Origin of the sequence: Prosthecobacter sp., assembly GCF_029946185.1 — a bacterium.
In the GTDB taxonomy this organism is placed as follows: domain Bacteria; phylum Verrucomicrobiota; class Verrucomicrobiia; order Verrucomicrobiales; family Verrucomicrobiaceae; genus Prosthecobacter.
On the sequence record NZ_JAQSEA010000265.1, the window covers coordinates 1 to 5817 of the forward strand.

Sequence of the window (5817 nt, forward strand, 5' to 3'; positions counted from 1 at the left end):
CGCGCGCCAACGGTCGGCTGCTTCAATCCGCAGCAACCCATTGCAGATAAGTGGTGTGTTGGGCTAACTCAAATAATGCCCGGCATGTTTTCTTGGCATGTTTTCTTTCACTCGCTACGCACTTACTCCTACGGCTCGTCTTTGTGGAAAAAGTAATACAGCATGCCACTTTTGCCGTCAGCATTGGGAGAGAGCATGTACAAGCGGATGGAACGGAGGTTCTGGTGGCGCAGGATGGTGAATTTGTCGTCCATCTTGAGGCGGTCAACATTCACGGTGCCCTCAAAGGGAAGAATAATATCTACCAGGTGTTTCCATGTGGCGAGGTCCACTTTGCCCAGTCCCCAAGGGTGCAGCAGATGGTTGGGAATGCTGGAGTTGAGATAGGCCCACTCGTTGGAAGTCAGCAGGATAGAGGCTTTGACCACTGAGATGTTCCGCGCAGAAACAAAAGCAACATCGCATCTGAACTGATCCTTGGTTTTCGCGCTGATGCCCACCAATCCGGCATGTGCCATCAGTTCGTCCCAGTTCAGAAAGGGTGAGGTATTCTGCGCCCTGCCCGTAACTGGCAAGGCCATGCTACTCAGGAGGAGGAAGGCGATGATACAGCAACGATGAAGGCTGGGGTGCATGCGGGTAATGTTATAGAAATACTCCAGGGTCTTCAATCTGGAAATTTTCCTTTAGCGGCGCGGGAAACACCTGATGCGTGGGTGGATGCCCCGGCTTGGGTTGAATAAATTCGTACCTGAAGGGCGGACTCTTTGACTGAATATCGAAGCTTCTTCCATGTCCTCGCTTCTCAAGATCATGGAGGAACGAATCATTGATTTGAATGGTCTTGCCTTTTGGAGTGATCAGAGGCACGCCCTTGGGCAGATATTTTTGAATCATTTCCATGGTGAGGGGTATGGTGACACCTTCATTCTTGTTCCAATCATAGCGGTCTTTGAGTGTATAAACGATATTGCCCTCCGCTCTGGCAGCATTGTTCTTGTCCACAGATCCTTTGATTCCAGAAGAGTTACCTGTCAGTGTGGCGTCGCCCAGCCCGTAGAAAAATTCTTCGTTTCCAGGGCGGGCATACCCAAAATAACCGCTTACCCCAGGTGCTCTCCCGGAAACCTGAGCATCCCAATGGGTATCCGGAACAGAACTTCCGATGCCAGCGGCGTCTGGATGGGACCGCAGCCAGTCAAACATGTTTTTTTGTTCGAGCGCTTTGTCCGGATGGGTGCCGAAATACTTGAGAAGTTTTTCCCCTCCATCTTTCATCACGTCAAATTTCGACAAATTCTCGAATGGAATTTCCAAAGGTCCTTCATTCTCTGCGGCAGGGCGGTTTTCGACATTGAGCCAGTGCTGCAGGTTTGCAATGGGCAGGGGCAGTTTTTCACCTGGAGGGGCCTTCAAGGAAAGAAGGAGTTGCTTGAGAAGCAGTTTTTCTTCAAGGGGTGTTTTTTCATCATAATAGTCTTTGATGAAAATCGGATTGCGTGATTTGGCGACATGTTCTTTTAGCTTGGTCAAGGGATCGGCCCCACTCGGACTCGGCGGATTTGGTGACGCATTGGCAGAACTAGGAGGAGGTACTGCTGTGGAGGGCTGCTTGAGTGTCGCTTTAGGATCGAGAGGCTGGACGGGGCCCTGCCCAGGTTGTTTGCCTCCATTCTGAGCCAAGGCGTCTGCACTGGCTGCGATCTGCGGTGAGGCACCGTGGACGTCGGCAACATTTTGGTAGAAGCCTCTGTTTTGGTCCTTCACCTCCTCTGGCCTGCCGCTGTAGCGGTACACGAGATCGTTGAACTCGGGCTTGGGCGTGGATGCGCTCGGGGTGCGATGCACGAGGTCATGGGCCTCAGGCCTGCCGTTGAGGGCGGAATAGAAACCTGCGGCGTCAGCATCATCGAGGCGCTGAGGATCGAGATCCTCGGGGGTGATGGGTGGCATATACCAAGGTATGGTATCATTGGACACAGGCGGGGAAGTGCGGGGGCTGCTTCTGGAATCGCCATCGGCAGCGTGCCCGGCGCTCCACGCGGGGCGGGGTGGCGCTCCTGCTCCGCGCTGCGGGGTCTGAGAGTCACGGGGGGCAGGGAAGTCCTGCTGGCGGGTCTCATCACGCGGGCGGAGGTTGCCGTCCTCATCCATAAAGTGCGGGGAGTCGTCGCGGTTGTATTGCTGGCGGACGACGTCGAAGACGCCGCTGGCCTTGGCGGCGGCAATGCCGTCCTCAGGGGGCGTGCCCAGGGTCTGGATCCCCGTTTGCAGGAGCTGGCGGCCGATGGCCTGTGCGCCGCGCTGGGAGAGCGGCCCTGCGGCCACTCTCTTCTCGAGGAGAAAATGCCACGCAGCATGTACATGAATGGTTAGGATAAAAAAATGATCTGTAATGACTTGGGTCTAAGTTCTGCGGGTTGAAAATGAGCGCGTGGGAGCCCCTCCCGTGCCCAGGTGATGGAGTGGTCACGTACCGCCACATGAGGCTAAGGAATCCTTGTATTGATCCTGGCGTTTCTTTTATGTGTTCAACAGACCATCTTAAATTCCAATTCAGCTTGCAGTCATTCGTCTAGGTGTATCTTCGTGCCACTCAACCGTGCTCCCATGAAACACCTGCTTTTCTCCCTCCTGCTTGTTGCCGTCGCCTCCTCATCCGCCCTCGCCGACTCCCCGGATGCCATCCTCAAGGACTACCGCAAACAGGCCGCCCAAGCCGTGGAGCGCCTGAACCAGTCTCTGGAAAAGGCCGGCACGCCGCTCATCACCAAACTCGTCTCCAGTGGGGATACCGCTGGGGCGGAGTTGCTCACCAGCCAGCTCAAGATCAAGCTGTCCGGCGAGATTGTGCCAGAACCGCAAGCTAGCGCCGCTCAGCTTTTTTCCTTTTACGATCAGGCTCGTACCAAGGCTCTCGCACCCATTCAAAAGTCCATCATAGCTCGTATCGACGGTCTTCTCAAAACGGCTGGTGGACCCAAACTCGAAACTGTCACAGAGTTGAATAAAATTCGTGCGGATATCGAAGTGGGAAGAATTACCCCAGACATTGATTGGGGTAAAGTTTGGGGGGTCCATAACGAGAAGAAAGACAGTCCTCTGAATGGTACTGTAACTTTCAAGCCCGATGGCGTTGCGCTCAGAATCACAAAGGTGGGCAACAAGCATCCCGGCACATGGAAGTCGTCAAATAAAGCCAATAGCATTGAAGTGAAATTTCCTGATGACGAATGGCTCGTGACAAGCAAACAGACTGGCGTGGAAGTGCGCAGTAAATCCCTGACATTTATGATCTTTCTTGTTCCCGTTGACCAGACCAAATAGAATATTTTTCAATTCGCCTGAGGCCATCAGTAAAAGCAGTTTGGTTGGTGCTCAACCACTCTCTCGTAAAAGATAGTCAGGTTGCAGCGACATCACAGTATTCGAATTAGAACTTGCTCATGAGTGGTTCTTGCGACGATTTCAAACTTGACTGCGTTTTGAGTGCTCCACTCACTAAATGCTCCGGCTTCATGTTGCTCATAGCCTGCATAGTTGTAGAACTCATCGAACAGAATAAGCGGTTTTGTTTCAATGATCTGCTGAGTCAGGTGGCGTAATGCTGTGGCCGTTGAGGAACCAAGATCGCAATCGATGTGAATGGCCTGAAGCAGTCTGCCAGAAGGAAGGTTAACATACTCCGGCAGCGTTTTTTCAAATTCTCCGACATGTAAGATCACATTTTCGCGGAATTTGAGCTTACTTAGGTCTGTGGAAAAATATCCCGCGGGCAGATTTCTCCAGCTCTCAGCGAGCCCTATGAATCCGTCAAACCCATGGAAGGCAGCCTCGGGACATACTGCGGCCATGTAGTTAATAGATCCGCCTTTATAGACACCAAATTCCAAAGCTTTCCCATCAGTGATCTCTGTGAGATAGAGATGCCAGATCGCTTCTCTTGTGCGTAGCTTGGGGGCATCCATTACTTGTTTCATCAATTCTACAAACGTAATCATGGTGGTGGAGGTGTTGAGTCAACGGGCTGAATCGGGTTGGGCCGAGTCAGAGTATGCTTGTAGTTGAAGAATAGTTATAACTAATAAAAACAGAGAGAGCGTGTCAGTCATGATGACAGTTTCCTGTCATTGATACACTCAAGCCACAGCCTGAATTCCGGGTTATTATAACTATCCTCTGGCCAGTAGGGTATAAAGGATCGTGTGCGTAAAGCGCCGCAGTACTGCTGTGCTTGCAACGTCTTAAAGCTTCGGATTTGGGCAACTTGTTGTGGCTCGAGATGACATTCCAACATGACACCAGAACCCGTGAACACGCCGGTTCCGAGGACTGCGGTTGGGATACCCAGTAATACCGCTTCCGAGGCACATGTGGAATTCACGGTCACCAGTGCAGAGCACGTGGGCAGCACGTGTTTGAACTCTCCCTCCATGTTGAGCGTCCAGTTTGATGGCAGCTCTTCCATGGTGAACTTCGCGCGCTCTCTTGGATGGGGTCTTATCAAGACGGATGCTTCGGAAGGAAGATTATCCTTCAATAAATCAATGAAAAGCTGGTTTTTGTGCTGCGTATGCTTTGCCAGTGGAAACTCAAACTGAATGTTGCAGTCATTTTCGCATTGCATGGCGACGAGGATCGGCCCGTCAGGATTTCCGTTGCTGAAGGCTTTCCATCCGAACTCTTTTTCAGCAATTTTCACCAGATCAATTTCGGACGATGCCTGCCACAGGCGGTCTCTACACAGATGTGAATGGGAAAAATATCCGTAGCTATCCACAAAAACTCCAGCACGCTGGTTAATAAGCGAGTTGTCGAGGTGCAACACGGGTTTTTTTCTGGACTGAAGCCACCAGTGCGGCATGCGGCAGTTCCATGTCATCACGGCATCAGCATCTTCGAAACGCTTCTTGTACTCAGCGGTGCTTCGAGTCACGTCATACCAATCGATGTTGTTACCTGCATTGTTGCACTGCCGCTCAAGCCACTGCTTCAGCGGACTCTCCAATACACACTGTGTAACGAGTCCGGCTATTTTAGACATGCAAAGATCCTCCTTACTTCTGCGATGGCGTGGTCGATGTCGATCCATGCATTCTCCACATGAAATACTTCGGAGCGTTTTTGTGACTCCATTCGCGCATGGCACCCCTGTGTATAAGATTGACATGGAATTACGCCCACGGGTTTTCCCCACAAAACTACTAAAGGGCGTTTTAGCAAGATAGCCAGATGTGCCACGGCGGAATCCGTTGCCACAACCAATTTTGCACGTTCTATGATTGCGGACATGCAATCCAGCCTCTCAGTGAGACGAATCGCGCAATCAAAGGATTGATCTTTGCGTCCGAGTGCTTCAACGACAAGGCCGTCCGCTACCAAAGAGCGCGTTAGCTGCTGCCATCCGCTCCAGTTGCGATGTGGGCTGCTGCTGTCTTTTTTTCTAGGGGCAATCGCGACATCCACAGCTTGCGGCCATGTAATGGGAGGCTGAATATCAATATCTACTGGCTTGAATTGATGTCCGATTTTGACGAACTCAGCTGCTGACCATCTGCTTTGCAATTCCTTGATCACTTTGCGCTCGCCGTATCCGTCCAGCGTTTCTTCTACGTCAACAAAGTCAGAAGCTGATGGGTAGAGGAATCTCCATGACGGCGGGCAGCACACTGTAAGTCTGTTGCATTGGATAGACGGTACTCGCCTTACTTTATAGCTGAGAGTGTCTCCAAGGCGGTATCTCTCAGGAATGAGAACGATATGGTCGGGCATACTATATGTTTATGTAATAGGCCAAGGCGTGGGTGAAGGCCAAGG

The 5817-nt window shown here is 51.7% G+C and carries 7 protein-coding genes; 2 read left to right on the forward strand and 5 right to left on the reverse strand.

The window, feature by feature from the left end:
• Window positions 1–128: 128 nt before the first annotated feature.
• Window positions 129–635 (reverse strand): hypothetical protein, encoded by a 507-nt coding sequence (locus PSV43_RS21740; protein ID WP_300202661.1) that lies wholly within the window; start codon window positions 633–635, stop codon window positions 129–131.
• A gap of 10 nt (window positions 636–645) precedes the next feature.
• Complete coding sequence (locus PSV43_RS21745) at window positions 646–1953, reverse strand: hypothetical protein (RefSeq protein ID WP_300202664.1); 1308 nt, start codon at window positions 1951–1953, stop codon at window positions 646–648.
• A gap of 72 nt (window positions 1954–2025) precedes the next feature.
• Here PSV43_RS21745 and PSV43_RS21750 point away from each other — a divergent pair, with 72 nt between their 5' ends.
• Window positions 2026–2376, forward strand: a complete 351-nt coding sequence (locus PSV43_RS21750) for a hypothetical protein (RefSeq protein WP_300202667.1) — start codon at window positions 2026–2028, stop codon at window positions 2374–2376.
• 234 nt (window positions 2377–2610) lie between these two features.
• Window positions 2611–3327, forward strand: a complete 717-nt coding sequence (locus PSV43_RS21755) for a hypothetical protein (RefSeq protein ID WP_300202670.1) — start codon at window positions 2611–2613, stop codon at window positions 3325–3327.
• 92 nt (window positions 3328–3419) lie between these two features.
• Here PSV43_RS21755 and PSV43_RS21760 read toward each other — a convergent pair whose 3' ends face one another.
• The 3 genes from PSV43_RS21760 to PSV43_RS21770 all read right to left on the reverse strand — a co-directional run bounded on the left by PSV43_RS21760 (window position 3420) and on the right by PSV43_RS21770 (window position 5772).
• Window positions 3420–4001, reverse strand: coding sequence for a class I SAM-dependent methyltransferase (locus PSV43_RS21760; protein WP_300202673.1), 582 nt, complete (start codon window positions 3999–4001; stop codon window positions 3420–3422).
• 107 nt (window positions 4002–4108) lie between these two features.
• A complete protein-coding gene (locus PSV43_RS21765) occupies window positions 4109–5044 on the reverse strand; it encodes a hypothetical protein (protein WP_300202675.1) in 936 nt (311 codons plus the stop codon).
• Window positions 5032–5772: a glycosyltransferase family 9 protein gene (locus PSV43_RS21770; protein WP_300202678.1), complete on the reverse strand. Its 741-nt coding sequence runs from the start codon at window positions 5770–5772 to the stop codon at window positions 5032–5034. Before PSV43_RS21770 ends, PSV43_RS21765 begins: the two co-directional genes overlap by 13 nt.
• Window positions 5773–5817 lie beyond the last annotated feature (45 nt).

Bases quoted from the DNA above. Each gene is read 5' to 3' on its own strand.
- PSV43_RS21740 (WP_300202661.1), bottom strand. From the start codon at position 635: ATGCACCCCAGCCTTCATCGTTGCTGTATCATCGCCTTCCTCCTCCTG.
- PSV43_RS21745 (WP_300202664.1), bottom strand. From the start codon at position 1,953: ATGCCACCCATCACCCCCGAGGATCTCGATCCTCAGCGCCTCGATGAT.
- PSV43_RS21755 (WP_300202670.1), top strand. From the start codon at position 2,611: ATGAAACACCTGCTTTTCTCCCTCCTGCTTGTTGCCGTCGCCTCCTCA.
- PSV43_RS21760 (WP_300202673.1), bottom strand. From the start codon at position 4,001: ATGATTACGTTTGTAGAATTGATGAAACAAGTAATGGATGCCCCCAAG.
- PSV43_RS21765 (WP_300202675.1), bottom strand. From the start codon at position 5,044: ATGTCTAAAATAGCCGGACTCGTTACACAGTGTGTATTGGAGAGTCCG.
- PSV43_RS21770 (WP_300202678.1), bottom strand. From the start codon at position 5,772: ATGCCCGACCATATCGTTCTCATTCCTGAGAGATACCGCCTTGGAGAC.